Genomic DNA, 25,755 nt, shown 5'->3' with positions numbered 1-25,755 from the left:
ACGCCCCCAGCGCCGGGCCACCGGTCTTATTACCACCGGGTAGCATCCGGTCCATGACGCTCCGGAAGAACATCCTGATCACGGGCGCGAGCAGCGGCTTGGGCGAGGGCATGGCCCGGCGGTTCGCGGCGAAGGGACGCAACCTCGCGTTGTGCGCCCGGCGCACGGAGCGCCTGGAGAAACTCGCCGCCGAGCTGATGGCGGCCCACCCCGGGATCAAGGTCGTGACGCGCACCCTGGACGTCACCGACCACGACAGCGTCTTCCGCGTCTTCGAGGAGTTCCGCACCGAGCTGGGGTCCCTCGACCGGGTGATTGTGAACGCCGGGCTCGGGAAGGGGCAGCCGGTCGGCAAGGGCCGGTTCGACGCCAACCGCCAGACCCTCGAAGTCAACTTCGTCGCGGCCGCCGCGCAGATCGAAGCCGCCGCCGGGATCTTCCGCGAACAGGGCTCCGGGCACATCGCCGTCGTCTCGTCGTTCAGCGCGATCCGCGGCCTGCCCGGCAACCTCACCGCGTACGCCGCGTCGAAGGCGGGCATCTCGACGTTCGTCGACGGCACCCGCGCCGAGCTGAAGCGCAAGGGCATCAAGGTCACCGACATCCGGCCGGGCTACATCGAGTCCGAGATGAACGACCGGATCGGCCGGAACCCGTTGCTGGCCAAGGCCGACGCCGGGGCCCGCGCGCTGGTGAAGGCGATCGAGGCCGAGGGCTCGCGGGCGTACGTCCCGGCGTGGCCGTGGGTGCCGCTCAGCCTCGCGATGCGCGTCGTGCCGGTCTGGATCCTGCGGAAGTTCGCGTGAGCATCAACAGCACCGACAGCACGGTCGACGTCCGCGCCGAGGACGTCTTCGACGCCGCCGCGGTGCACGAGTGGCTGGCGGTCCGCGTCGAAGGCCTCGACGACGAACCACCGCGGGTCCGGCAGTTCCCCGGCGGCGCGTCGAACCTGACCTACCTGCTGACCTACCCCGGCCGGGAGCTGATCCTGCGCCGCCCGCCGGCCGGGCACAAAGCCGCGTCGGCGCACGACATGCGGCGCGAGTACCGCGTGCAGCACGCCCTCAAGCCGGTGTTCCCGTACGTGCCGAAGATGCTCGCCTTCGGCGACGACCCGGCCGTGCTCGGCGGCGACTTCTACGTGATGGAGAAGCTCGACGGCCTGATCCTGCGCGGCGACCTCCCCGAGGGCATGACGCTGGCGCCGGAGCAGGCGCGCGAGCTGTCCGGCAAGGTCGTCGACCGGCTGGTCGACCTGCACGCCGTCGACGTCGAGCGCGCCGGGCTGAGCGACCTCGGCAAGGGCGCGGGGTACGTCGAGCGGCAGATCCGCGGCTGGTCGGAGCGGTTCACCGCGGCGCGCACGGACAACGTCGGCGACTTCGCCGAGGTGCGCGAGTGGCTGGCTTCGAACCAGCCTGGCGAGGTCAAGATCTGCTTGATCCACAACGACTACCGCCTCGACAACCTGGTGCTGGACGGCCCGTCGACCCTGAACATCACCGGCGTCCTCGACTGGGAGATGGCGACGCTCGGCGACCCGCTGATGGAGCTGGGCAGCATGCTGGCGTACTGGGTGGAGGCCGGCGACGACGACGTCATGCAGGCCAGCCGCCGCCAGCCGACGCACCTGCAGGGCACGTTCACCCGCGAGGAGTTCGTCGCGCGCTACGCCGGGAAGACCGGGCTGGAGATCGGCGACTGGCGGTTCTACGAGGTCTACGGCCTCTTCCGGCTCGCCGCGGTGCTGCAGCAGCTCTACCGGCGTTACCACGACGGCGCCACGCGCAACCCGGCGTTCAAGGACTTCTGGCAGTTCGTCGGTTACCTCGACTGGCGCTGCCGCGAGATCATCGCGAAGGGGAAGGTCTGAGTGGGCGCGATCTACCTGGTCCGGCACGGACAGGCGTCGTTCGGCGCGGCGGACTACGACGCGCTGTCCCCGCGCGGCTTCGAACAGTCCACTGTGGTCGGTGCGGAACTGCTGCGCCGCAACGTCTCCTTCAGTCAGGTCCGGTCGGGCACGCTCGCCCGGCAGCGCGACACCGCGGCGACGGCGTTGAAGGTGCTGGGCACCGACGTCCCGGTGGCCGAGGACCCGCGCTGGAACGAGTACGACCACGTCGACATCGGCGTGCACCACGTGGGCGGCGCGCCGCAGGAGGACTCGCGCGCCTACCAGGGGGTGCTGGACAAGGCGCTGACGTCGTGGATCGAGGCAGGCGCCGACGGGCCGTGCGCCGAGACGTGGCCCGCTTTCCTCGCCCGCTGCCGCGGCGCGCTGGAAGACCTGGTCGCGACGCTGGGCAAGGGGGAGCACGCGGTCGTGTTCACCTCGGGCGGCGTGATCGCCACCGTCTGCGGCGCGCTCCTGGGCACGCCCGAGGTGGGCCTGCTCAAGCTCAACCGCGTCACCGTCAACGGCGGGATCACCAAGCTGGTGTCCGGCCGCGGCGGCGTCACGATGCTGTCGTTCAACGAGCATCCGCACTTCGAAGCGGACGCGGCCCAGCTGCTCACCTACCGGTAGGAGACGTTCGATGCGGTTCGGCGAAGTCACGCTCCTCGAGGTCGGCGGCCACGGCCCGGAGGACGTCGTCCTCGACGGCGAGGGCCGGATCTACACCGGCGTCGACGACGGCCGCATCCTGCGGCACACCGCGGACGGCCGCGGCGCCGAGACCATCGCCGACACGGGCGGCCGTCCGCTGGGCCTGGAGCTGTACGGCGACGACGAGCTGCTGATCTGCGACGCGCGGGCCGGGCTGCTGGTGATGCCGCTGGCCGGCGGCACGCCGAGAACCCTGGCGACGTCGGCGCTGGGCCTGGACTTCGTGTTCTGCAACAACGCCGCGGTGGCCGCGGACGGCACGATCTACTTCACGGACTCCTCGCGCCGCTTCGGCATCGACAACTGGCGTGACGACCTGATCGAGCAGACCGCCGGCGGCCGCCTGCTGCGCCGCACCCCGGACGGCGCGATCGACCTGGTCCTCGACGGCCTCCAGTTCGCCAACGGTGTCGCGCTGGCCCCGGACGAGTCGTTCGTGGCGGTCGCGGAGACGGGCGCCTGCCGGGTGACGCGCGTCTGGCTGGACGACGGCCGTTCCGACGTCCTCGTCGACGACCTGCCGGGCTTCCCGGACAACATCTCCACGGGCACGGACGGCCTGATCTGGATCACGCAGGCGTCGCCGAAGGTGGCCGCTTTGGACGTGGTCCGGCGACTGCCGACGTTCTTGCGAGCCGGCGTCCGCGCGCTTCCGACGTGGCTGCAGCCCCGCCCGGGCCGCGAGGTCGGCGTGCTGGGCGTCGCGCCGGACGGCAAGGTGCACCGCGAGCTGCGCGGCGAGATCGACGGCTTCCACATGCTGGTGGGCGTCCGCGAGTGGCGGGGCCAGCTGTACTTCGGCTCACTGGAGGAGTCGAAGATCGCGGTGACGCGGGTCTAGCGGCCGGTCCAGCGGGGTTCGCGGCCCGCCGACCAGGCCGCGTAGAACTCCTTGTGGTCCTTTGCCGTCATCAGCAGCGCCTGGGTCATCGCTTCCAGCTCGATCGCGCTGCCCAGGTCCATGTCCAGTTCGCGGGTCAGCAGCACCTTCGTCGTCGCGTACGCCAGCGCCGGGCCGTCCGCCAGGCGGCGGGCCAAAGCGGTGGCGGCGGCGGGCAGGTCCTCATCGGGAACCACCTGTGTGGCCAGGCCGATCTCGGCGGCACGGGAGGACGACACCTTGTCGCCCAGGATCAGGAGTTCCGTGGCGCGGCCCAGGCCCACCAAGCGCGGCAGGAGGTACGCCGAGCCCATGTCCGCGCCGGCCAAACCGACCTTCGTGAACAGGAACGCGAACTTCGCCGACTGCGCCAGCAGCCGGAAGTCGCTCGCCAGGGCGATCACCGAACCCGCGCCCGCCGCGACGCCGTTGACCGCGGCGATCACCGGCAGCGGGCACTCGCGCAGGGCCTTCACCACCGCGCCCGTCATGCGCGTGAACTCCAGCAGCTCCGCCGTCTCGAACTTCTGCAGCTCGCCGATGATCTCCTCGACGTCGCCGCCCGAGCAGAACCCGCGGCCACGCCCGGTGATCACCAGCACCCGGACGTCCTCGTGCTGCGGCAGCTCGATGATCAGGTCACGCAGGTCGGCGTAGACGTCGAAGGTCAGCGCGTTCAGCTTCTCGGGCCGGTCGAGCGTCACCGTGGCGACGCCGTCGGCCACGGTGAACTCGAAGTGCTCCCACTCCTTCGTGAGCGGTGCGGTCGCGCGGAACGGGCTCATAGCTGGATTCCTCCGCCGTCGAGTACGAGGGTCTGGCCGTTGATCGCGGCGGCCTCGGGGGCCGCCAGGAAGGACACCGCGAACGCCACTTCGTCCGGTTCCAGCAGTCTGCCCAGCGGAGACGCCGCCGCCAAAGCAGCTTCCGCGGAGGAAGAATCGCGCCCGGTGCGCTCCTGGATCCGCGCCACCGACGTCGCCGTCATGTCGGTGCGGACGAACGCCGGGCACACCGCGTTCGCCGTGACGCCGGTGCCGGCCAGCTCCGCCGCGACCGCCCGCATCAGGCCGGCCGCCGCGTGCTTCGACGCCGTGTAGCCGGCCGTGTAGCGATAACCGACGTGCGAGGCGGTCGACGCGACCGTGACGATCCGGCCGCTGTCCCGTGAGCGCATCCCCGGCAGCACCGCGCGGGTGCACAGAAACGCCCCGGTCGCGTTGACGTCGATCTGCTGCCGCCAATCGTCCAAAGTGGTCCGGGAAACCGGTGCGCTGGAAGAGATCCCGGCGTTGTTGACCAGGACGTCCACCGGGCCTGCCGCCGCGAAGTACTCGGAGACGGCGTTCTCGTCGGTGACATCGCATTCCGCGCGCCCCGGCGCCAGCACGGTGTCACCCGCTTCGCGGAACCGCGACGCGATCGCCGCGCCGATGCCGCGGGTGCCGCCGGTGACCACGACCAGGCGGCTCACGGGCGGGCCGCCAGCGCGCGCCGGTCGAGCTTGCCGTTGGCGGTGCGGGGGAGTTCGGTCACGAAGACCACCTCACGGGGGTATTTGTGCTTGGCCAAATGTGCCTTCGCGTGGTCCTTCAGCTCGTCCGCGGCCACCGACGCGCCCGGCGCGAGCACGACGTACGCGCGCGGCAGCACCAGGCCGCCGGCCTCGTGGCCGACGACCGCGCAGTCCATCACGGCCACGTGGCCGAGCAGGCAGTCCTCGATCTCGCCGGGCGCGACGAACACGCCGCCGACCTTGAGCAGCGCGTCCGCGCGGCCGTGGTGCCGGAAGAACCCGTCGGACCGGCTGAACAGGTCACCCGACGTCAGCGTGTCGCCGTCGAACGTCTTCGCGGACTTCTCGGCGTCGCCGTAGTACTCCAGCGCGATCGTCGGCCCGGTGACCCGCAGCGGCCCGATTTCGCCGTCGGGCAACGGGTTCCCGAGTTCGTCGACGACCTGCGCGGTGTACCCGGGCACCTCGGTGCCGAGCGTCCCGATCCGCGCCGAGCCGGGGCGGTTGGACAGGTAGATGTGGTACGCCTCGGACGACCCGATGCCGTCGACCACCGGCACGCCGAACGCCGCGTCCCACTTCCGGTGCAGCTCCGCGGGCAGTGCCTCACCCGCCGACGTCGTCATGCGCAGGCAGCTCAGGTCCTGCTCCGCCGCGGCCGGGTGCGCGATCATCGCGCTCATCATGGTCGGCACGTTCACCAGCACGGTCGGGCGGTAGCGCGCGATCAGCTCGAACATCAGGTCCGCCGTGCTGCGTTCGGGGAACGCGATCCCGGCCGCGCCGACGCCGAACGGGAACAGCGCCACCAGATCGCGCGCGTACCCGAAGAACAGCTTGGGCACGGCGAGAACCCGGTCGTCCTCACGCAATCCGAGCACCTGCACGGCGTACCGCTCGAAGCTCTCTTTCGCGCTCCGCAACGGATGGACACACGCCTTGGGCGCGCCGGTGCTGCCGGTGGTGAACTTCCAGATCCCGACGTCGTCCAGCGTGGTCGGCGCGGCTTCGAGTTCGTCGGACGCGGCGTCGAGCAGTGTCCGGAATGGACGTTCGCCCGGCCGTAACTCGCTCTCGGGAACCCCGGTGACCAGCAGGTTCCGTGCGCCCGCCTCGCGGAGTGCGGGCAGCGTGACGGCGTCCGCGATCACCGCGACGGCCTCGGTGTACCCCAGGTAGTACGCGTAGTCCTTGGGCTGCAGGAACGGGTAGACCTCGGCGGTGACCGCGCCGATCTTCTGGGCGCCGTACCAGGTGGCGACGAACTCCTCGCCGTCGCTCAGGGCCAGCAGCACCCGCTGTCCACTTCGGACACCGGCGTCGCGCAGCACGTTCCCGGCGCGGTTGACCAGCTTCGCCAGCGACGCGTAACCGACCTCCCGCGAGCCGACGAACAACGCGGTCCGGTCCGTTGACGCGTGCCGGTCGACGAAGTAGGACGCGAGGTTGAACGGCTCAGGCACGGGCCAGCTCCCGGATGGCTTCCACCAGCAGATCGGTCAGCACTGAGAAGGTCTCTTCGCCCTCTTCCGCCGTCGCTTCGGCGGGCTTGCCGCAGTAGGCGTCGGCCATCCCCATTTCGACGAAGCCGCCATCGGACGGCGCCGAGGCCAGGCTGACCGGGACGTGCGGCAGCTCCCGCATGACGGCTTGGTCGACCAGCTCCGGCCGGTCGGCCAGCACCAGCGACGTCTCGTACCGCCCGGCGTGGCACTCACCCGACCGGAACTCCTCGGTGAGGCGCTGCGCGTGCCGCCGCCGCACCAGGTCCAGCAGCGCGACGTGCCCGGCGTAGGCGAAGTTGAGCGTCTCCACCGCGCGCCGCAGCGTGACCAGGTGCGCGGGCTCGAAGTGGTTGTTGACCAGCAGGATCCGCGGCAGGCGCTGGCCGATCAGCGCGGCACCGACGTCCACCAGCAGCGCGTGCAGCGTCTCCTCGCCGACGTGGATGCCGCCGGCGAACCCGGCCGCGAACCGCGTCACGCCGTACGGGATCTCCGGGAGGATCAGCACCCGGACGTCGTCGTCGGCGGCCAGCCGGGCGGCCGCGCGCTCGCACATGCCGCGCGAGATCAGCGGGTCCGTGCCCAGCGGCGCGTGCGGGCCGTGCGGCTCGACCGCGCCCAGCGGGAGCAGCAGCACCGGGACGCGGTCACCCGACGCGAGCGCGCCGACCTGGCGCGAGCTGAGGTCCGCGAAGTACGTCACGCAAATCAAGCTACACCGCAGCGGCCTGAGGTGTATAGAGTTGCGCCCGTGCCCGTCGACGCCTTCGAAGCCAGCCCCCAGGAGCTGGTCGTGACGTTGCTGGGCAGCTACGTCCACCCGCGCGAGACGCGCCGGGTGTGGTCGGGCGGCCTGGTCGCGGTGCTCGCCGAGCTGGGCTTTTCCGACGGCGCGGCCCGGATCGCGCTCACCCGACTGGTGCGGCGCGGCCTGCTCACGCGCCACCGCGAAGGCCGCACGGTGCACTACTCGCTGACCCGCCGCACGGTCGCCCTGCTCGCCGACGGCGACCACCGGATCTTCTCCCTCGGCCGCCGCGAGCGCGCCGCGGGCGAGTGGACGGTGCTGTGGCAGAGCATCCCCGAGACCCGCCGCCAGGCCCGCGAACGGCTGGTGCGGCGGCTGCGGTTCCTCGGCTTCGGGCCGTACGCGGACGGCACCTGGATCGCCCCGCACGACCGCGAGGCCGAGGTGCTCGCGCTGCTCGGCGAGCTGGACGTCACCGAGCACGCCGGGCTGCTGCTCGGCCGGCCGTCGGCCGCGCTCGACGTCCGCCGGTTCGCCGGCCGGGCCTGGGACCTCGACGAGCTGGCCGCGCGCTACACGGCGTTCGTCGAGCAGTTCGGCGGCTGCCGCGGCGAGGAGCTGACCGACAAGACCGCGTTCGACGTCCGCACGCGGCTGGTGCACACCTTCCGCGCGTTCCCCTCGCTCGACCCGGAACTGCCCGCCGACCTGGTGCCCGCACCGGATCACCGGGCGGCCGCGGTCGAGTTGTTCCACGATCTGTACACCGCGCTGGCCCCCGCGGCCCAGCGCCACTTCGACGAGGTGACCAACGGATGACCGACATCGACGCCAAGACCCAGGAAGCGCTGAGCTACACCTCGTACCTGGCGCTGGACGAGGTGCTGGGTGCCCAGCGGCCGCGTTCGGAAGAGCACGACGAGCTGCTGTTCATCGTGATCCACCAGGTGTACGAACTGTGGTTCAAGCAGATGCTGCACGAAGCGACGTACCTGCAGGAGTGCCTCGAAGCGGGCACGACCGCGCACGCGATCCGCACCGTGCGGCGGATCCTGTCGATCCTCAAGGTCGCCGTCGCGCAGATCGACGTCCTGGAGACCATGACGCCCAGCCAGTTCACCAGCTTCCGCACCCGGCTGGACGCCTCCAGCGGCTTCCAGTCGGCCCAGTTCCGGGAGCTGGAAGCGGTGCTCGGGCGCCGCGACGAGCGCGTCTTCGCGCACTACCCCGAAGGCGGCGAGCAGCGGAAGGGCATCGCCGACGCGATGGCGCGGCCGTCGTTGTTCGACTCTTTCCTCGCGTACCTCAAGGCTTCTGGCTACCCGGTCGAGTGTGATCGAGACGTCACTCGACCGGTGGAGCCCTCCCCGGCCCTGCAGGCGATATTGCTGGACATGTACCGCGACGACGGCGGCCCGTCGGTCGTCGCCGAATGTCTGGTGGATCTCGATGAAGGGATGCAGGAGTGGCGCTACCGGCACGTGAAGATGGTCGAACGCACCATCGGCGACAAGACCGGGACAGGGGGCTCGTCCGGCGCGACTTACCTGCGTACCACGCTCTTCCAGCCGATGTTCCCGGATCTCTGGGCAGTACGGAGCCGATTGTGACCTCGCTCGACGACATCCGCGCGGACTCGAACGCCCTGGCCGCGCACTACACGCGGTTCTCGGTGCGGGAACGCCTCCTGCTCTCCGGGCACTCGCACCAGGCCTGGCCCGACGTCGCCGAAGAAGGGCTCCTCGAGTCCTTCGCCGACGCCGCCCGGGACGTCGACCTGAAGTGGGAACGGGCCTTCGCGAAGGCCGACGAGCTGCGCGCGGGCTTTCGCCTGCTGCTCGGCGACCCGCACGGCGAGTACGCGCTCGGCGCGAGCACCCACGACCTGGTGCTGCGGTTCCTGTCCGCGATGGAGCTGCCCCGAAGACCACGGCTGGTCACCACCGAAGGCGAGTTCCACACGCTGCGCCGTCAGCTCGCGCGCCTCGAAGAGGAGGGCGTCGAGGTCGTGCGCGTGCCGGTCGAACCGGTGACGACGCTGGCCGAGCGCGTCGCCGCCGAGGTCGACGACCACACGGCCGCGGTGCTCGTGTCGGCCGTGCTCTTCGAGACGTCCCGGCTGGTCCCGGGCCTCGCGCACCTCGCCGACGTCTGCCGCGACCGCTCGATCGAGCTGGTCGTCGACGCCTACCACGCGCTCGGCGTGGTGCCGTTCCCGCTGCACGACCTGGGCCTGACCAACGCCTGGGTGCTCGGCGGCGGGTACAAGTACCTGCAGCTGGGCGAGGGCAACTGCTTCCTGCGGCTGCCCGCGCACGCCCAGGAGCTGCGGCCGGTGATCACCGGCTGGTACGCCGAGTTCGGCGCGCTCGCCGACGAGCGGCGTCCCGGCGGGGTCGCCTACGCCATGGGCGGCGACCGGTTCGCCGGCGCCACCTACGACCCGGCGAGCCACTACCGCGGCGCCCGCGTCCAGCGGTTCTTCGCCGAGCAGGGCCTCACACCGGCGTTCTTGCGCGAGGTGTCGCAGCACCAGGTGGGCCTGCTCGCCGACGTCTTCGACAAGCTCGCGCTGCCCGAGGGCGTCGTCACCCGCGACCGCGAGACGCCGCTCGGCCTGCTCGGCGGCTTCCTCTCGCTGCGCTGCGCCGACGCCGGTGCGCTGCAGGCCGCGCTGGCCGCGCAGGGCGTCCGCACCGACAGCCGGGGGCCGTACCTGCGCTTCGGCCCGGCGCCGTACCTCTCCGACACGCAGCTGGAGACGGCGATGGGCACGCTCGGCGCGGTGATCAGGGGCTGAGTTACCGGTCCGTATCGCGGGACCTGTACTGGTCCGGCGAGCGGCGGCGATCTAGGTTGGTGCCGGGAACCCGTGGGCGGACGACCTCCGCGTTCGGTCCCGTCAACCATCGAAGCGCGTCCCGGCCACGAACCGGGCGCGGGAGACAAAGGAGTCACCACCGTGACCGAAGGAGTGTTCGCCCGGAGCTCCGGGCACGAACAGGTCGTGTACTGCCACGACGAAGCCAGTGGCCTGAAGGCCATCATCGGCATCTACTCCACGGCGCTCGGTCCCGCACTGGGCGGGACGCGCTTCCACCCCTACGCCACCGAAGCCGACGCGCTCGACGACGTGCTCGCGCTGTCGAAGGGCATGGCGTACAAGAACGCGCTGGCCGGGCTCGACCTCGGCGGCGGCAAGGCCGTCATCCTCGGCGACCCGAAGACGCTCAAGTCCGAAGCGCTGCTGCGCGCGTACGGGCGCTTCGTGCAGTCCCTGGGCGGCCGTTACATCACCGCTTGCGACGTGGGCACGTACGTGCACGACATGGACGTCGTGGCGCGCGAGTCCCGGTTCGTCACCGGCCGTTCGCCCGAAGACGGCGGCGCCGGCGACTCGTCCGTGCTGACCGCGTTCGGCGTCTTCCAAGGCATGCGGGCCTCGGCCGAGCACCTCTGGGGCAGCCCGGACCTGGCAGGCAAGCGCGTCGGCGTGGCCGGCGTCGGCAAGGTCGGGCACATCCTCGTCGGGCACCTGGTCGAGGCCGGGGCGCAGGTGACGATCACCGACGTCTACGCGCCGGCGATCGAGCGGACCCTTTCGCTGTACCCGGACGTCAAGGCGGTGTCCGATGTGGACACTCTGCTGCGCGCCGAGCTGGACGTCTTCGCGCCGTGTGCGTTGGGCGGCGTGCTGAACGACGAGACCGTGCCGGTGCTGGGCGCGCGCATCGTGTGCGGTGCGGCCAACAACCAGCTCGCGCACGCGGGCGTCGACAAGCAGCTCGCCGACCGCGGCGTGCTGTACGCGCCGGACTACCTGGTCAACGCGGGCGGCGTGATCCAGGTCGACGACGAGCGCCACGGGTTCGACTTCGCCCGCGCCAAGCGCAAGACCACGGCGATCTTCGACACGACGAAGGCCGTGTTCGCGCTGGCCGACGCCGACGGCGTCCCCCCGGCGACGGCGGCCGACCGGCTCGCCGAGCGGCGGATGGCGGAGGTCGGCCGGCTGCGGTCCATCATGACCGTGTGAGTCTTTCTTCTCTGTTCGAGGCGGTGGGCGTGCGGGGTTTCCTGCACGTCCGCCGGCTCGGTTCTCCCGCTTGTGTGGGTGTCGACGCCGACGCGCCGGTCGTCCTGGCGTCGGTGGTGAAGGTGGCGCTGGCGTTCGAGTTCGCCCGCCAGGTCGAGGCGGGCCTGCTCGACCCGACGGACCGCGTGCGCGCCACGGCCGCGGACCGCCTCGGCGGCAGCGGCTCGGCCGGCTTCGCCGACGACGTCGAGTACAGCCTGCGCGATGCGGCCCAGCTGGCCCTGTCGGTGTCCGACAACACGGCCGCGGACCTGCTGTTCGACCGCGTCGGCGTGGAGAACGTCCGGTCACTGCTGGCCGAGCTGGGCCTGACCCGCACGACGATCATCGGCGCCCCGCGCGACCTGCTGCGCACGATCATCGAGGACACCGCGGCGGGCGTTCCGCTGCGAGCCCTGGATCCCCTGCGTACGACGGCAAGCACCCCACGCGAGATGACCGGCCTGCTGTCGGCGATCTGGAGCGACGACATCGCCGGAGCCCAGGTCCGCGAGTGGCTTTCGGCGCAGGTCAGCTGGCACCGCCTGACCGCGGGCTTCCCGCCCGACGTCGCGGTGGCGGCCAAGACGGGCACGATGCCGGGCATCCGCAACGAGATCGGCATCGCGACGTACCCGGACGGAGTGTCGTACGCGATCGCGGTGTTCACGGCGGGCGGAGCGGAAACGTTGCGCCGCCCGGACATCGACCGAGCCATCGGCACCGCGGCCCGAGCGGCGGTGGAGCAGCTGCGGTCGTGAGTGGTTAGGGCGGTTAGAACCGCCCTAACCACTCACGACGTGGTGGGGGCCGCCCGAGCCGGTCAGCCGCGGTCGTGAGTGTTCAGGGCGGACCTGCTTTTGGTGACCAGCCGGTTCCGGCTGGCGGTCTGTGGTTGCCGAGGCGTTGCGGCTGGGGGTCGTGAGTGTTTAGGAGGGTTCTAACCCTCCTAAACACTCACGACCGGTACCGGTGTGGCCGCGGTCGTAGAAGACGTCCCACGGGCGGGCGCCGCTCGGATCCGGGGGCACGATCCGTGAAACCCCGTCGTCCCGCAGCACCCCCGCCGCGATCTCCGCGAGCGTCGCCGCTTGGGGGTGCGGGCTCGACGACGGCCAGGCGAACGCCATCCGCGCGTCCAGCTGCTCCCGCAGCGGCCGCCAGACCACCCGTGGTTCCTTACGGGGGCTCGGTTCGAACGCGACGCCGTGCCCGGCCAGGACCAGGCCCAGCGCGAACTCCGGGTTGCGCGCGTGCCGGACGGCCGCCGGGCGGAAGCCGTGTTCCCAGCACGTGCGTAGCAGTGCGTCGTAACTTCCCGGCGCCGCCGCGCGTGGGGCGTGGACCAGACCCTCGCCCGCCAGGTCAGACAAGGCCAGCGACGAAGCGCGGGCCAGTGGCGAGTCGCGGGGGAGGAGCACGCCCAGGGGCGTGTCGATCGCGGGGCCGAGGTCGAGCCCGACGACGTCGACCGGCAGCTGCAGCAGCCCCGCGTCCAGTTCGCGGTCGGCCAGCAGCCGGGTCTGTTCGGCGGTGGTCAGCTCCTGCAGGTCGAGGCGGATGCCGGGGCACCGCTCGGCGAACGCCGTGAGGATCGCGGCCAGCACCCGGCCCGGCAGCTCCGGCGGCACGCCCGCGCGCAGGGCGTCCAGCTCGCCGCGCTCGGCCTTCGCGACCAGCGACGTCATCCGCTCCCAGCGCGCGAGGAGGTCCCGGGCCTCGGTCCGCAGCACCTCGCCGGCCTCGGTCAGTGTGACGCGGCGGCCGCGGTCGAACAGCTTCGCGCCCAGCTCGGCTTCGAGCCGTTTGATCCGCTGGCTCAACGGCGGCTGCGCGATGCCGAGCCGGTCGGCGGCGTGCCCGAAGTGCAGTTCCTCGGCGACGACGAGGAAGTACCGCAGCGAACGGAGGTGGTCCACGCTGCGATGATAGCTGTTTACATATCGACATGCCGACGGATCGATCTTGGACAGCGGCGCCGGACCCGTGATCGGGTGGCGGCCATGAACACAGGACTCAGCAGACGCGGGCTGTTCGGCGCGGGCGCGGCGGCGGCCACGATCCTCGCCGGGGTGCCGGCGGCTTCGGCCGCCACCAGGAGGACGTCGCAGATGACGTTGCGGTGGTGGGGGAACAACAGCTGGGAGATCCGCGTGCCGGGCTCGACCGGCACGAAGACGATCCTCATCGACCCGTGGCTGACCCGGTTCAAGACCGGGACGTACACCCCGGCGGGCGCGGACCCGAAGACGCCGCTGTCGGTGAACGAGGCGCTGATCGACGGCTACCTCGACCGCGGCGAGCTGCGTGCGGACCACATCCTTGTCACCCACGGCCACTACGACCACCTCACCGACGTCCCCTACCTGGCCAAACGCACCGGTGCGACGGTCTTCGGCACCGAGACCCATTTGAGTCTCATGGCCGCCCTCGGCGCCCCGGAGGACCAGCTCGCGATCGCGCACGGCGGTGAGGACCTGACCTTCGACGGCTACTCGATCCGGATCTTCCGGTCCCTGCACTCGGCGACGGGCGACCGGGCGCGGGTGCCGTTCCCCGGCTCGCGCCCGCTGTCGCGGCGTGACAAGCCCAAGGTCATCGAGGACCTCTACGAGGGCGGCACGCTGGCCTACCAGGTGACGGGCGGCGGCGCGAGCGTCCTGGACTTCGGCGGCTCGAACTACGTCGAGTCCGAGCTGGCCGGCCTGCGCCCGGACGTCGTCCTGGTCCCGGCGGGCGGCGCGAAGGTGACGCAGTACGTGCCCCGCCTGCTGCGCACCCTGGGTCACCCGCGCTACGTCGCCCCCACGCACTGGGACGACTTCGACCTCCCGCTGGGCCAGGCGAAGGACCCCAACGGCGGCCTGGAGGTCCTGCGCGAGGCGGTGACGGCGGCGAGCCCGGCCAGCGCGTTCGTGGTGCTGGACCACCTGGGCTCGTTCACACCCTGAGCTACTCCCCGAAGACGTGCCTGCGCAGGTACGGGCTGCGGAAGGCACCCCGCGGGTCGAGTTCCCCGGCCAGCGCCCGGAACCGCGGCAGCTCCGGGTAGCGCTCGGCGGCCCACCCGTCGCCGTGGAACACCTTCCCCCAGTGCGGTCGCGCGCCGAAGGGGGCCAGCCGCTCCTGGATCAGCGGCAGCAGCGCCGCGACCGCGTCCGGCTTCGGCTGCCAGGTGAAGTGGATGCCGACGCGGTCCCCGCCGTGGCACGGGCTCAGCCACAGGTCGTCGCCGGCGACCGTGCGGATCTCGGACACGTGCAGGGCCGTGGCCAGCTGCTCGCCGAGCGCGCGGATCTCGGTCAGCGCGGCGACGGCGTCCGCGCGGCGCACGAAGAACTCCGACTGCAGCTCTTCGCCGATGCTGGGCACGGAGTCCAGCCGGAAGTGCGGCAGCCGGTGGTGCCAGGGCCCCGGCACGCCCCAGTCGGTGAAATTCGCGCCCGGCGGCGAAGTCATCCGCGTCCCGCCGTGGAACTCGCTCAGCTCCGGCACGCTCGCGCCGACACGGCGTTTGAGCAGCACCAGGCCCGCGATGTCGCCGACCCAGGGGGTGAACAGGCTCACGCTGTACCCGGCGGCCTGCAGCTCGTTGAAGCCGTCGGGCACCGACGACCACGGGATCGTGAACCCGTCCTGCTGCACCGAGAACGACGGCACGAGGTCGAGGGTCACCCGCGTGACGACGCCGAGCGCGCCGAGGCTGACCACCAGGCCGGGGAAGATCTCCGGGTCCTGCTCGCGGGTGTAGCGGCGCAGCGTGCCGTCGGCGGTGACCAGCTCGAGGCCGGACACCGCCGCCGAGAGGTTGCGGACCCGCTCGCCGGACCCGTGGGTGGCGGTGGCGACGCTGCCGGCGACCGTGCAGTGCGGCAGCGACGCGAGGTTCTCCAGGGCGAACCCGACCTCGTCGACGGCGTCGACGAGGTCGCCGTACCGGGTCGCCGCGCCGACGGTGACCGTGGCCGCGGCGGTGTCGACGACCGTGGGGACGTCGAGGCCGGCCAGGTCGACCAGGACACCGCCGGGGAAGTCGGCGACGTCGTTGAAGGAGTGCCGGGTGCCCAGCGCCTTGACCTTCGGCGCGTCCGCCACCAGCTTCCGGAGCTCGTCGACACTCGACGGCCGGGCGATCCGGTCCGCGGCGAAGTGGTGGTTGCCCGCCCAGTTCTTCATCTCCGCACGGTATCGGGGGCGCGTGCGGACCGGTGCCGCTCGGATCGAAGACACGGGAAACCCCCGGAACACGCCGAAGGCCCCCACCGCGAGCGATGGGGGCCTTCGGCGGGGAGATCTCAGCCGCTCTTGCGCCGGAACGTGCGCTTGTTCGCCGCCGGGCCGTGGGCGTGCTGGTTCTTGCCGCCACCGCTCTCGTTCGACGCACCGGAGCGCGCGTGCGCCTGCTTGCGCTCGAGCGCCTCGCGGAACTTGCGCTTGACGTCGTCCTCCTCCTCGCCGCTGGGCGAGGGATTCGGTTCACTCATGCTTACCTCCGGAACTGACGACGTGTGACCACTCCAGCCTGGCAGTGGCCGGAGCGAATGGCGAGTCGATTAGGTCACGCCGTCACCGTTTGGGCGTCGGTACTCCGCCGAACTGCACCGACTTGCGGGTCAGGGGACGGCCGCAATGGTCGCACAGGAGCATCGGCCGCAGCCGGTTGCCGCATTCGACGTGGTTCAGCGTGATGTCGGGCTCCTGGCCGGTGACCTCGAACCCGCGCGACCACTCGGCGATGAACGCCAGTGCCGGGAAGAACGCCAGGCCCTTCGCCGTCATCCGGTAGTCACGCGCGTCCGTGCGCGTGGCCGCCGTGCCCGTGCGCAGCACGCCGACCTCGACGAGCTTGCTCAGCCGGGCCGACAGCACGCTCGGCCCGATGCCCAGCTCGCGTTCGAACTCCGAGAAGTGCCGCGCGCCGAGCAGCGCCGACACCAGCAGCCCGGTCGACCAGCGGTCGCCGAGCAGTTCCATCGTGTCCGGGAAGAACATCAGCGGGTCGCCGGCCAGGCCTTCGGCGTCCTTGCGGCGGAAGCGCTTGGACGCCGTCGCGGCGGCGACGCCGGTGCTGTCGAGGCGTTCGGCGCGGACGTCGCGCGCGTCCACCCGGCGGCCGCAGGCGCCGCACCCGAGGGGCGCTGATGTAGTCAGCTCGCAGTCGAGGTGGATCAGCGTCGGCAGCACCTCGCGGCGGCCGTCGACCCACTCGCGCTCCCAGGCCCAGATGGAGATCAGCAGCGGCCACAGCTCGAGGCCGCGCTCGGTGAGCCGGTACTCGTGCCGGGTCCGGCGGGCGTCCCGGTACGGCACGCGCGTGAGCAGGCCAGCTTCCACCATGTCGCGCAGGCGCCCGGAAAGCGCGGTCGGGGAGATGCCGAGGCGCAGGCGCAGCTCCTCGTACCGCCGGAAGCGCAGGAAGAGGCTCTGCAGGATCAGCAGCGTCCACTGGTCACCGACCAGTTCGAGTGCCCTGCGGAGTGGATCCCCCGCGGGCCTGACCCGCTGTGCAGTCGCTTCACTCACGCGTTCCCCCTTGTTACATCGGCGGCCAGCGTACACCTGGCTACAGGAAAAGAAGCCTATTGACACCTGGCTACACAAATCATAGTCTCGTCTCCATCAGCCAGCGCGGTGAGCCCGAGAACCAGGGAGAAGCCCGATGACCAGCACCTCCGAACAGCCGCTCATGGTGGCCCGGACGGCGGACGGCGACGAGGCCAACCCCTACCTCCTGGGCGTCTACGCCCCGGTCGGCACCGAGATCGACGCGGCGGACCTGCAGGTCATCGGCGAGATCCCGAAGGACCTCAACGGCGTCTACCTGCGCAACGGCCCCAACCCGCGGTTCGCCCCGGAAGGCCGCTACCACTGGTTCGACGGCGACGGCATGATCCACGCCGTCCACCTGGAGAACGGCAAGGCCCGCTACCGCAACCGCTGGGTCCGCACCAAGGCCTTCGAGGCCGAGTCCGAAGCCGGCAAGGGCCTCTGGACCGGCGTCATGGAGAACCCGAAGGGCAACCCCTTCGGCAACGGCCACGGCCTGGGGCTGAAGGACAACGCCAACACCGACGTCGTCTTCCACCGCGGCCGCGTCCTCGCCACCTGGTACCTGTGCGGCTCGCCGTACGGCGTCGACCCGCTCTCCCTGGAGACGCTGGGCGCCGAGGACTTCCTCGGCACGCTGGTCGGCGACATGATGGCCCACCCCAAGGTGGACGAGGCCACCGGCGAGCTGTTCTGGTTCGACTACGGCCCGCGCCCGCCCTACCTGCGCTACGGCGTCATCAGCGCGGACGGCCAGGTCGTCAGGACCACCGAGATCGAGCTGCCCGGCCCGCGGCTGCCGCACGACATGGCCATCACCGAGCACTACGCGGTGCTGATGGACCTGCCGCTGGTCCAGGACCTCCAGGCCGCGAAGCAGGGGCGCCACAAGCTGCACTTCGACCGCTCGATGCCGAGCCGGTTCGGGGTCATGCCACGCTACGGGGAAGGTAGCCAGATCCGCTGGTTCGAGGCCAGCCCCTGCTACATCTACCACGTCGTCAACGCCTGGGAAGAGGGCGACGAAGTCGTCCTCGACGTCTGCCGCGTCCAGAAGCCGCAACCGCGGGCCGACGCGCACACGCCGCTGGCGAAGATGCTGTCCTACCTGCGGCTCGACGCCCAGCTGCACCGCTACCGCTTCGACCTGCGGACCGGCGCGTGCACGGAGACGCCGCTCGACGACGCCAACACCGAGTTCCCGACCGTCGACGCCCGGGGCGTCGGCGCGCGGAACCGGTACTCCTACACGGTGCACATCTCGCCCGAGTCGACGCTGAAGTTCGACGGGCTCGTGCGCTACGACAATCTTGCCGGCTCCAAGACCGAATACCGGTTCGGTCCCGGTCGGTGGGGCAGTGAGGCGCCCTTCGCACCCCGCGATGGCGCATCCGTCGACTCGGCGGACGGTTATCTGGTGACGTTCGTGCAGGACGAGCGTGAGGGACGCTCGGAACTGGACGTCTTCGACGCCGCCGATCTCGCTGCCGGACCCGTGGCCAGGGTCCTGCTACCCCAGCGGGTGCCACTCGGATTCCACGCGACGTGGGTCCGGGCGGACCAGCTGGACAGCCTCCGCGCATGAGGTGCCATCGAGAGGGTCGTGCCCGGGATCTCCGGGCACGGGGATGGTGGGGTGCGGAGACGATCGACCGGCTCGTGAAGGAGCGGGTCAGTGCCGACCCGGAGGGTCTCGCGCTGGTCGATCCACCGAACACCACCGCACTGGTCGGACGCGACCCCGTGCGGTGGACCTGGAACCGGCTCGACGAACGTGTCGACGTCCTGGCCGCGTTCCTGCTCGCCAGAGGGGTGCGAGCAGGAGACGTCGTGGCCGTGCAGCTGCCGAACTGCTCGGCCCTGGTCCAGGCGTTCCTCGCGATCGTGCGGATCGGCGCGATCGTCACCCCGTTCCCGGTGTCCTACCGGGAGCACGAGATGGGCCCGATGTGCCGGCGCACCGGGGCCGTCGGGGTGATCACCGCATCCAGATACGGCGAGCACGAGCTCGCCGGGGCGGCCCTTGGGCTGGGCGTTGCGGCGCCGTCGGTCCGGTTCGTCGTCGCCCGGGGGGACGACGAACCGGCCGGCGCGCTGGCCTGGCCCGAAGAACCACTGTCCACGGCGGACAAGTCCGCTTTGGACGAACACCTGTCCACACTGGACACCGACGTCAACGACTGCGTGACGATCTGCTGGACGTCCGGTACCGAGGCCGAGCCCAAGGCGGTCCCGCGCTGTCACGGCGACTGGCTCGCCACCGCGGGCGGCTGCGCGCAGGCCGCCGGCCTCACGAGCGACGACGTCCTGCTGTCGCCGTTCCCGATGACGAACATGGCCGGCATCGGCGGGATGTTCCTGCCGTGGCTGCAGACCGGCGCGGTGTTCGTGCCGCACCACCCGTTCGACCTGCCCGTGTTCCTCGGCCAGCTCGCGGCCGAGCGCGTCACGTACACGCTCGCGCCGCCCGCGTTGCTGACCATGTTGCTGCACAACGAAAAGATCCTGTCCGGAGTGGACATCTCGGCGCTGCGGCAGATCGGCTCCGGCTCGGCGCCGCTCTCGCCGTGGCTGGTGCGCACCTGGGCCGAACGGCACGGGATCGACATCATCAACTTCTTCGGTTCCAACGAGGGCACCGCGCTGCTGTCCGGCCCGATCGACCTGCCGGATCCGGACCAGCGCGCGAGCTTCTTCCCGAACTACGCCGCCGACGTCACCTGGTCGACCCCGGTCGCCGGCTGGACGTCGGTGCGGCTGCACGACCCGGTGAGCGGCGAGCTCGTGACCGAACCCGGGCAGCCCGGCGTGCTGCACATCGCCGGGCCGACGGTGTTCGCCGGGTATCTGACGCGGCTGGGGGAGCCGCTCGACACATCGGCCTTCGACGACGACGGGCACTTCCGCACCGGCGACGTCTTCGAGATCGCCGGCGAGCGCGGCGAGTTCCTGCGCTACGTCGACCGCGCGAAGGACCTGGTCATCCGGGGCGGGATGAACATCTCGCCCGCCGAGGTCGAGGGCCTGCTGGCCGGGCACCCGGACGTCGCGGACGTCGGCGTCGTCGGCGTGCCCGACGAGGTGATGGGCGAACGCGTCTGCGCGGTCGTGGTGCCGGGGGAGCGCAAGCCGTCGCTCGAAGACCTGGTGGCCTACCTGCGCGAGCGGAAGGTCGCCGCGTTCAAGCTGCCGGAACGCCTGGAGTACGCGGAGGCCTTGCCCCGCAACCCGGTGGGGAAGATCCTGAAACGGCAGCTGCGGGAGAGTCTGGAGTGAGGCCATGACGGTGTTCGTGCTGGGCGGGGCGCAGACCGACTTCGCGCGCAACTTCGCGAAGGAGGGGCGCGGGATCTTCGAGATGTTCGCCGAGGTCGTGCCCGCGGCGCTCGCCGACGCCGGTGTGTCGGCGGCGGACGTCGGCGTCGCGCACGTCGGCAACCTCGCCGCGGAGCTGTTCACCGGGCAGGCGCAGCTCGGGGGCCTGCTGGTGGCGGCCGTCCCGGAGCTGGACGGCGTGCCCAGCACCCGGCACGAAGCCGCGTGCGCGTCCGGCAGCACGGCGGTGCTCGCCGCCTGCGCTGACCTCGAGTCCGGGCGTTACGACCTCGCGCTCGTCGTCGGCGTCGAGCTGATGCGCAACACCGACGGGCAGCGCGCGGCCGAGTACCTCGGGTCCGCCGCGTGGGCCAGGCACGAAGCCGTCGCCGCGAAGTTCCCGTGGCCCGCCTTGTTCGCCGACGTCGCCACCGCCTACGACGCGCGTTACGGCCTCGACCCGGCGCACCTCGGGCAGTTCGCCGAGCACGCTTTCGCTCGTGCGGCAAGGAATCCGCTCGCACAGGCCCGCGACTGGCAGTTCCCGGCCGGCGCGTTCGGCGCCGACGACGAGCTGAACCCGGTGATCGAGGGCAGCCTGCGCAAGCAGGACTGCGGCCGGATCACCGACGGCGCCGCGGCGGTCCTGCTGGCCTCGCCGGCGTTCGCCCAGCGCCTCGGCGGTGACTTCCCGCGGATCGCCGGGTTCGGCCACCGCACCGCGCACATCGGGCTCACCGAGAAGCTGTCGACTGGCGGCGAGTACCTGTTCCCGCAGCTGCGCGGCGCCGTCGTCGACGCCTACCGGCGCGCGGACGTGCCCGGGCCGGACGCGCTCGACGTCATCGAGCTGCACGACTGCTTCACGATCACCGGGCTCGTCGCGCTGGAGCACCTCGGCGTCGCCCCGCCGGGTGACGGCGGGCGGTTCATCGCCGACGGCGGCCTCGACACGGCCGGGATCAACCCGAGCGGCGGCCTGCTCGGGCTCGGCCACCCGGTCGGCGCCACCGGCGTCCGCATGCTGCACGACGCCGCGCGCCAGGTGACCGGCACGGCGGGCGAGACCCAGGTCGACGGCGCGCGGACGGCGTTGACGCTCAACGTCGGCGGGTCGTTCACCACGGTCGTCACGACGATCGTGACGCGATGACGGCGTCGGTGCTGCTGACCGTGCGGACACCGCGCGGCAAGGCGTCCCCGCGTGGCGGGCTGGCCTCGGTGCCGCCGTTGTCGCTGGTCACTTCGCTGTTGGACGCGCTGGTCGCGCGCGGTCTCGATCCCGCGGTGGTCGATCAGGTGATCCTGGGGTGCGCGTCGCAGACCGGTGAGCAGGGCGCGAACCTGGCGCGGACGGCGGTGCTGGCGGCGGACTGGCCGGTGTCGGTGGCCGGGATGACGGTCAACCGGTTCTGTTCGTCCGGTTTGGACGCGGTCGCCTTGGGGGCCGCGCTGATCCGTGCGGGCGAAGCGGAAGTCGTGGTAGCGGGCGGGGTCGAGTCCGTCTCGCGCGTCCCGATGTTCACCGACGGCGGTCCACTGTGGACCGAAGAGCGGTTCGGCGCGGGCAACATGGGCATCGCGGCCGACCTGGTGGCCGCCGACGAAGGCTTCACGCGCCCGGAACTGGACGCCTACGGACTCCGGACGCAGCAGCTCGCCGCCACGGCCTGGAAAGACGGCCGGTACGACGAGTCGCTCGTCCCGGTCGCCGGGCTGGCGCACGACGAGCACGTCCGGCCTTCGACGTCCGCTGAGGCCCTGGCCGAGCTGCCGTCGTCGTTCGGCGGGCTGCACACGCGCGGGACGTCGCCCTCGCTGGCCGACGGCGCCGGGCTGGTGCTGCTGGCTTCGCCCGAGGCGGCTTCGCGGCTGGGACTGGCGCCGCGGGCGAACGTCCTGGGTTCGGTGACCGCGGGCAGCGACCCGATCCGGATGCTGCTGTCGGGACAGCTGGCCGTGTCACGGCTGCTGGACCGGCACGGCGTGCGTCCGTCCGAAGTGGACGTCGTCGAGTTCGCCGAGGCGTTCGCCGCGCTGTGCCTGAAGATCCGGCGCGACCTCGGCTTCGGCGACGACGTCTTCAACGTCAACGGCGGCACGATCGCGATGGGCCACGCGTTCGGGGCCACCGGGGCGATCCTGCTGGCCGGCTGCGTCGACGAGCTGACCCGCCGCGGCGGCCGTTACGGTGTCACGGCGGTCAGCGGCGCCGCGGGATCGGGGACGGCGGTACTCGTGGAGCGTGCGGCGTGAGGCTTTCGGTGTCGTTGGGGCTGTGGCAGGACCGGCCGCCGGAAGAGGCCCTGGAGACGGCGCGCGCGGCGGAGGCCGCCGGGTACCCGGAACTCTGGATCGGCGAGATGGCGACGTGGGACGCGTTCGCCCTGGGCACGGCGATCGGCGCGTCGACGTCGCTTGCCCTGACCTTCGGGCCGCTCGCGGTGACGGTCCGGGACCCGGCGACGATCGCGATGGGCGTCGCGTCGGTCGCGGCCCTGACCGGCCGCGAGACCGGCGTCGCGCTCGGGACGTCCAGCGACGTCGTGGTCCGCGGCTGGCACGGCCGGTCCCGCGACCACGCGGCGACGGCGCTTGAGGAGTCCGCGGTGGCCGTCCGGCAGCTCCTCGCCGGCGACAAGTCCACTGTGGACGGATCGGTCGTCGGCTCGCGGGGTTACCGGCTGCGGCTGCCCGCACCGAAGTCGCCGCTGACGATCGCGGCGTTCGGCCCGCGCGCGCTGGACGTCGCGGCCCGGCACGCCGACCGGATGGTGGTCAACCTGGTCAGCCCGGCGGCCGCGGCAGCCCTGGTCCAAGGTCTGCACGCGGCTGCGTCGCGGGCCGGGACCGCACCGCCGCCGGTGGCCGCGTGGGTCGTCGGGGCGCTGGAGCCGTCGCCGGCCGCGCTCGAGCAGCTGCGCCGGGGCGTCGTCGGCTACCTGGCGGCGCCGGGCTACGCGGACATGTTCCGCGCGGAGGGCTTCGGCGACCTGGTCGACTTCGCGCGCACCCGCCCGCACCCGCGTGAGCTGCTCGCGGCGGTCCCGGTGGAAGCCATCGCGGCGGTCGGCCTGCTCGGCTCCCGCGACGACATCGCGCGCAAGATCGCCGACTTCGCCGCGGCGGGTGTCGACGAGCTGGCGATCGTGCCCGCGACCAGTGACGAGGACCCCGGTGGTGCCCGGACTCTCGCCGCGTGTCGAATCGGCGTGAGCTCGTTCGACGTAGAGGTATGACAGAGCCGATCAAGACCAAGAACCTCGACCGGTACGGGTCCGCCGCGCTCGCGTGGAGCCGGGCCCGCGACATCCTTGTCGCCGACACCCCCACGGCCGACCTGACGTTCTTCGTGGGGACGGTGCGCCCCGACGGCCGGCCGCACTCCGCCGGCGTCGGCGCGGTGTGGGTCGACGACGCGCTGTACTTCAAGGCGGGCCCGGGCACCCGCCGGGCCCGGAACCTGGCGGCGAACCCGGCGTGCACCGTATCGGTGCGGCTGCGCGGCATGGACCTCACCCTGGAGGGCGAGGCCGACCAGGTCACCGACCCGGCCGTCGTGGAGCGAGTGGCGGCGGTCTACCGCGAAGGCGGCTGGCCGGCCACCGCAGACGGCGCCGCCCTGACCGCGCCGTACAGCGCCCCGAGCGCCGGCCCCGCGCCTTGGCACCTGTACCGCCTCTCTCTGCACCGCGCGATAGGCCTGGCCACAGCCGAACCCCACGGCGCAACCCGCTGGGACTTCACAACCTGACCCTGCCCCCACCCCCACCCCCACCGCCCCCACCCGCACCACCGCACCTGAGCCCACCCGCCCCCGGACCCGCGCCCCGACCGCCTGGGTACGCAACCCGACCCTCCAGGCACGCGAGCCGACCGCCTGGGTACGCGTGTCGACCGCCCAATCACGCGTGTCGACCTCTGAATCACGCGTGTCGACGCTCCCGTCACAGCGCTCCGGCCTTCGCACCACCACCCGCGGGCGCCGGTTCGACGAATTCGAGTGCCCAGAAGGTCAACTCGCGTGATCGAGGGGTCAACTCACGTGATTGCACGGTCAACTCGCGTGATTGGAGAGTCGACACACTTACCTGGAAGGTCGGCTCACGTACCCGGAGGGTCGGCTCGCGTGCCTGGGGAGTCGGGTTGTGTGCCTAGGGGGTCGGTTCGTGTGAGTGGAGGGTCAGCTTGCGTGATCGGGGGGTCGACACGGCCCGGTGGGGAACGGGGACCAGTGCGGGCCGGCGCTCGGCCACGCCTCCCGGGCGGCGAGGTGCCGGGATCCGCACTGATGTCCGGGCGAGCAAGGCCGAAAGCCGGCCGGCGGCGAGCGTCGAGGCCAGGACCAGCGCAGCCAGCGCCGAGGCGCTGTCGAAGGTCAGCTCGCCGTAGTGGCCCAGTGCGAACCCGGCGTCGAGCGCCCAGGCGACCACCGACACCCCGGACGCCGCCACGAGGGTCGTCCGGTGGGCCGTCGCCAGCACCACCAGGCCCAGCGTGACCAGCGCGTACCACGGGCTCGGCCCGGCCAGGTGCGCCGCGATCACCGCCGCCACCGCGGCCACGCACCCGAACGGGAACCCGAAACCACCAGTCATGCCCGAAGTCCACCCGAGCACGACAGCCGCAAGCGGACTCAGGACGCGATCCCTACGCCCGCGCCCCCGGTTCTTGACGCGCTATTGACCCGTCACGCGCACGATCGCGTCGGCGACCTCCGGCCAGACCGCGCGCGGCAGGTTGTGGCCCATGCCCGGGATGACCAGCAGTTCCGCGCCCGGGATCGCCGCCGCCGTCGCCTTGCCGCCGCTCACGTCGATCAGCGGGTCGGCGTCGCCGTGGACGACCAGCGCCGGCAGCTCGACGGAGTGCAGCCCGGACGTCCGGTCGCCCGACGCCATCACCGCCGCCGCGTGCCGCAACGTGCCCTCCGGGTGGCGGGCGCGGTCGAAGTGCATCGTGGCCTTGGCCAGCAGGAACGCCTCGTCGTCCGGGTAACCGGGGGAGCCGAGCCGCCGGTAGCCCTCGACGCTGTCGGCCAGCGCCTGCTCGCGGGTCGTGGCCGGCGGCCGCGTCAGCACCGCCAGCGCCCACGGCTCGGCCTGCCCGACCGCCGGATCGCCCGTGGTCGACATGATCGACGTGACGCTCAGCAGCCGGTCCGGGTGGTCGATCGCCAGCTGCTGCACGATCATCCCGCCCATCGACGCGCCTACGACGTGCGCTTTCGCGATGCCGAGCGCGTCGAACAGCCCGACGGCGTCGTCGGCCAGGTCGGCCAGCAGGTACGGCGCGCTCGACCGGTCGCCGGCGAAGAGCGCGCCCAGGTCCGGCGGCGGCAGCTCGTCGAAGTACGTCGAGAGCCCGACGTCCCGGTTGTCGTAGCGCACCACGAAGAACCCGCGGCTCGCGAGCAGTTCGCAGAAACCGTCGTCCCAGGTGATCATCTGGGCACCGAGGCCCATCACCAGGACCAGGGGCGGAGCGCCCGGATCGCCGAAGGTGCCGTACTCGAGTTCGAGACCGTTGGCCTGTGCGCGTGCCATGCCCCGATC

Annotated in this window: 26 protein-coding genes; 16 read left to right on the top strand and 10 right to left on the bottom strand. The window is 71.8% G+C overall.

What is annotated here, in order from left to right:
* Nucleotides 1–53: 53 nt before the first annotated feature.
* The 4 genes from OG439_RS26725 to OG439_RS26710 are packed head-to-tail and all read left to right on the top strand — an operon-like array spanning nucleotide 54 to nucleotide 3,455.
* Nucleotides 54–806 carry an SDR family oxidoreductase gene (locus OG439_RS26725; RefSeq protein WP_326943569.1) on the top strand — a complete coding sequence of 251 codons (753 nt, stop codon included), beginning with the start codon at nucleotides 54–56 and terminating at the stop codon, nucleotides 804–806.
* Nucleotides 803–1,876 (top strand): phosphotransferase family protein, encoded by a 1,074-nt coding sequence (locus OG439_RS26720; RefSeq protein ID WP_326943568.1) that lies wholly within the window; start codon nucleotides 803–805, stop codon nucleotides 1,874–1,876. Before OG439_RS26725 ends, OG439_RS26720 begins: the two co-directional genes overlap by 4 nt.
* Nucleotides 1,877–2,533, top strand: a complete 657-nt coding sequence (locus OG439_RS26715; RefSeq protein WP_326943567.1) for a histidine phosphatase family protein — start codon at nucleotides 1,877–1,879, stop codon at nucleotides 2,531–2,533.
* A 10-nt stretch (nucleotides 2,534–2,543) separates the two neighbouring features.
* Nucleotides 2,544–3,455: an SMP-30/gluconolactonase/LRE family protein gene (locus tag OG439_RS26710; RefSeq protein ID WP_326943566.1), complete on the top strand. Its 912-nt coding sequence runs from the start codon at nucleotides 2,544–2,546 to the stop codon at nucleotides 3,453–3,455.
* On the opposite strand, the gene OG439_RS26705 is transcribed toward OG439_RS26710, so the two are convergent.
* From OG439_RS26705 to OG439_RS26690, 4 genes are read right to left on the bottom strand one after another with little or no spacing between them, the layout of a single operon-like run.
* Nucleotides 3,452–4,279, bottom strand: a complete 828-nt coding sequence (locus OG439_RS26705) for an enoyl-CoA hydratase family protein (protein WP_326943565.1) — start codon at nucleotides 4,277–4,279, stop codon at nucleotides 3,452–3,454. The genes OG439_RS26710 and OG439_RS26705 overlap by 4 nt on opposite strands.
* Nucleotides 4,276–4,968 (bottom strand): SDR family NAD(P)-dependent oxidoreductase, encoded by a 693-nt coding sequence (locus OG439_RS26700; RefSeq protein ID WP_326943564.1) that lies wholly within the window; start codon nucleotides 4,966–4,968, stop codon nucleotides 4,276–4,278. The genes OG439_RS26705 and OG439_RS26700 overlap by 4 nt, the downstream gene beginning before the upstream one ends.
* A complete protein-coding gene (locus OG439_RS26695; RefSeq protein ID WP_326943563.1) occupies nucleotides 4,965–6,473 on the bottom strand; it encodes a benzoate-CoA ligase family protein in 1,509 nt (502 codons plus the stop codon). Before OG439_RS26695 ends, OG439_RS26700 begins: the two co-directional genes overlap by 4 nt.
* On the bottom strand, nucleotides 6,466–7,218 hold the full coding sequence (locus OG439_RS26690; protein WP_326943562.1) for a creatininase family protein: 753 nt from the start codon (nucleotides 7,216–7,218) through the stop codon (nucleotides 6,466–6,468). Before OG439_RS26690 ends, OG439_RS26695 begins: the two co-directional genes overlap by 8 nt.
* A 48-nt stretch (nucleotides 7,219–7,266) precedes the next feature.
* Between OG439_RS26690 and OG439_RS26685 the strand changes: the two genes are divergently transcribed.
* The 5 genes from OG439_RS26685 (at nucleotide 7,267) to OG439_RS26665 (ending at nucleotide 12,099) form a co-directional block, all read left to right on the top strand.
* Complete coding sequence (locus OG439_RS26685) at nucleotides 7,267–8,082, top strand: PaaX family transcriptional regulator (RefSeq protein WP_326943561.1); 816 nt, start codon at nucleotides 7,267–7,269, stop codon at nucleotides 8,080–8,082.
* The gene (locus OG439_RS26680; protein WP_326943560.1) at nucleotides 8,079–8,873 is read left to right on the top strand and encodes a tryptophan 2,3-dioxygenase; all 795 of its coding nucleotides are present in this window, start codon (nucleotides 8,079–8,081) and stop codon (nucleotides 8,871–8,873) included. Before OG439_RS26685 ends, OG439_RS26680 begins: the two co-directional genes overlap by 4 nt.
* Nucleotides 8,870–10,063: a kynureninase gene (locus OG439_RS26675; protein ID WP_326943559.1), complete on the top strand. Its 1,194-nt coding sequence runs from the start codon at nucleotides 8,870–8,872 to the stop codon at nucleotides 10,061–10,063. Before OG439_RS26680 ends, OG439_RS26675 begins: the two co-directional genes overlap by 4 nt.
* 162 nt (nucleotides 10,064–10,225) lie before the next feature.
* Entirely contained in the window at nucleotides 10,226–11,299 is a 1,074-nt protein-coding gene (locus tag OG439_RS26670) for a Glu/Leu/Phe/Val dehydrogenase dimerization domain-containing protein (RefSeq protein WP_326943558.1), read from the top strand.
* On the top strand, nucleotides 11,296–12,099 hold the full coding sequence (locus tag OG439_RS26665; RefSeq protein WP_326943557.1) for a serine hydrolase: 804 nt from the start codon (nucleotides 11,296–11,298) through the stop codon (nucleotides 12,097–12,099). Before OG439_RS26670 ends, OG439_RS26665 begins: the two co-directional genes overlap by 4 nt.
* A 168-nt stretch (nucleotides 12,100–12,267) precedes the next feature.
* Here OG439_RS26665 and OG439_RS26660 read toward each other — a convergent pair whose 3' ends face one another.
* Nucleotides 12,268–13,257, bottom strand: coding sequence for a LysR substrate-binding domain-containing protein (locus tag OG439_RS26660; protein WP_326943556.1), 990 nt, complete (start codon nucleotides 13,255–13,257; stop codon nucleotides 12,268–12,270).
* Between the two features lie 84 nt (nucleotides 13,258–13,341).
* Between OG439_RS26660 and OG439_RS26655 the strand changes: the two genes are divergently transcribed.
* Nucleotides 13,342–14,289: an MBL fold metallo-hydrolase gene (locus tag OG439_RS26655; RefSeq protein WP_326943555.1), complete on the top strand. Its 948-nt coding sequence runs from the start codon at nucleotides 13,342–13,344 to the stop codon at nucleotides 14,287–14,289.
* Between the two features lies 1 nt (nucleotide 14,290).
* Here OG439_RS26655 and OG439_RS26650 read toward each other — a convergent pair whose 3' ends face one another.
* The 3 genes from OG439_RS26650 to OG439_RS26640 form a co-directional block, all read right to left on the bottom strand.
* On the bottom strand, nucleotides 14,291–15,514 hold the full coding sequence (locus tag OG439_RS26650; RefSeq protein WP_326943554.1) for an FAD-binding protein: 1,224 nt from the start codon (nucleotides 15,512–15,514) through the stop codon (nucleotides 14,291–14,293).
* A gap of 119 nt (nucleotides 15,515–15,633) precedes the next feature.
* Nucleotides 15,634–15,822, bottom strand: a complete 189-nt coding sequence (locus OG439_RS26645) for a DUF5302 domain-containing protein (RefSeq protein WP_247055714.1) — start codon at nucleotides 15,820–15,822, stop codon at nucleotides 15,634–15,636.
* 82 nt (nucleotides 15,823–15,904) lie between these two features.
* Nucleotides 15,905–16,861 (bottom strand): winged helix-turn-helix transcriptional regulator, encoded by a 957-nt coding sequence (locus OG439_RS26640; protein ID WP_326943553.1) that lies wholly within the window; start codon nucleotides 16,859–16,861, stop codon nucleotides 15,905–15,907.
* A 136-nt stretch (nucleotides 16,862–16,997) separates the two neighbouring features.
* Between OG439_RS26640 and OG439_RS26635 the strand changes: the two genes are divergently transcribed.
* The 6 genes from OG439_RS26635 (at nucleotide 16,998) to OG439_RS26610 (ending at nucleotide 23,954) form a co-directional block, all read left to right on the top strand.
* Nucleotides 16,998–18,470: a carotenoid oxygenase family protein gene (locus tag OG439_RS26635; RefSeq protein ID WP_326943552.1), complete on the top strand. Its 1,473-nt coding sequence runs from the start codon at nucleotides 16,998–17,000 to the stop codon at nucleotides 18,468–18,470.
* Nucleotides 18,471–18,544: 74 nt separating this feature from the next.
* Complete coding sequence (locus tag OG439_RS26630) at nucleotides 18,545–20,161, top strand: class I adenylate-forming enzyme family protein (RefSeq protein WP_442792224.1); 1,617 nt, start codon at nucleotides 18,545–18,547, stop codon at nucleotides 20,159–20,161.
* A 4-nt stretch (nucleotides 20,162–20,165) separates the two neighbouring features.
* Nucleotides 20,166–21,353: an acetyl-CoA acetyltransferase gene (locus OG439_RS26625; RefSeq protein ID WP_326943550.1), complete on the top strand. Its 1,188-nt coding sequence runs from the start codon at nucleotides 20,166–20,168 to the stop codon at nucleotides 21,351–21,353.
* Entirely contained in the window at nucleotides 21,350–22,456 is a 1,107-nt protein-coding gene (locus OG439_RS26620) for a thiolase family protein (RefSeq protein WP_326943549.1), read from the top strand. Before OG439_RS26625 ends, OG439_RS26620 begins: the two co-directional genes overlap by 4 nt.
* Entirely contained in the window at nucleotides 22,453–23,439 is a 987-nt protein-coding gene (locus OG439_RS26615) for an LLM class F420-dependent oxidoreductase (protein WP_326943548.1), read from the top strand. The genes OG439_RS26620 and OG439_RS26615 overlap by 4 nt, the downstream gene beginning before the upstream one ends.
* Nucleotides 23,436–23,954, top strand: coding sequence for a pyridoxamine 5'-phosphate oxidase family protein (locus OG439_RS26610; RefSeq protein WP_326943547.1), 519 nt, complete (start codon nucleotides 23,436–23,438; stop codon nucleotides 23,952–23,954). The genes OG439_RS26615 and OG439_RS26610 overlap by 4 nt, the downstream gene beginning before the upstream one ends.
* A gap of 400 nt (nucleotides 23,955–24,354) precedes the next feature.
* Here the strand turns inward: OG439_RS26610 and OG439_RS26605 are convergent, their stop codons facing one another.
* Both OG439_RS26605 and OG439_RS26600 read right to left on the bottom strand, forming a co-directional pair.
* A complete protein-coding gene (locus OG439_RS26605; protein ID WP_326943546.1) occupies nucleotides 24,355–24,798 on the bottom strand; it encodes a hypothetical protein in 444 nt (147 codons plus the stop codon).
* An 81-nt stretch (nucleotides 24,799–24,879) separates the two neighbouring features.
* A complete protein-coding gene (locus OG439_RS26600; RefSeq protein ID WP_326943545.1) occupies nucleotides 24,880–25,746 on the bottom strand; it encodes an alpha/beta fold hydrolase in 867 nt (288 codons plus the stop codon).
* Nucleotides 25,747–25,755 lie beyond the last annotated feature (9 nt).

Source organism: Amycolatopsis sp. NBC_01307, from assembly GCF_035975215.1.
In the GTDB taxonomy this organism is placed as follows: Bacteria; Actinomycetota; Actinomycetes; order Mycobacteriales; family Pseudonocardiaceae; genus Amycolatopsis.
This window is presented reverse-complemented; position numbering and strand designations above follow the sequence as displayed.